Source organism: Vibrio sp. 1641 (assembly GCF_033339995.1).
Classification (GTDB): Bacteria; Pseudomonadota; Gammaproteobacteria; order Enterobacterales; family Vibrionaceae; genus Vibrio; species Vibrio alginolyticus.
Genome location: NZ_JAWOVP010000430.1, coordinates 1 through 549 on the forward strand (window position 1 = coordinate 1; position 549 = coordinate 549).

Genomic DNA, 549 nt, shown 5'->3' on the forward strand with positions numbered 1-549 from the left:
GAAAGTTCTCGTCAAGAAATTCTAAAAAAACATAAAAAGCTTGTAGAAACAAACAAAACCAGCGTTCTCTTTGGTACCGGAAGCTTTTCGGAAGGACTCGATTTGCCAGGAGAGTTACTGGAAAACTTAGTGATCACCAAAATTCCATTTGGTGTTCCTACCTCTCCAGTAGAACAAGCGCATTCAGAATACATAGAAAAGAAAGGCGGCAACCCGTTTATGCAAATCACTGTACCTGATGCGAGCAAAAAGCTGATCCAGAGCGTGGGCCGCCTACTGCGTAAAGAACGAGATTCTGGTAGAGTGACCATTCTGGATCGACGCCTCGTAACCAAACGCTACGGGCAAGCACTTATCGACTCACTGCCGCCATTTAAACGAAAAATAGAATATTAGAAGAATAAGAATTTATGGAAATGATAGAGCCGACAATGCTGTTGGTGTTGGCGCTAGTCGCTTTTGTTGCTGGATTTATTGACGCAGTCGCAGGTGGTGGAGGGATGCTAACCGTCCCTGCTTTGCTGTCTTTGGGGCTTCCTCCTCACATTG

1 protein-coding gene is annotated in these 549 nt (G+C 45.0%); it reads left to right on the top strand.

The genetic code is table 11. From position 1 onward, the window contains the following. Nucleotides 1–396 (top strand): helicase C-terminal domain-containing protein (locus R7Z47_RS26380; protein WP_318130968.1); only part of this gene is annotated, 396 nt, incomplete at its 5' end. Nucleotides 397–549 lie beyond the last annotated feature (153 nt).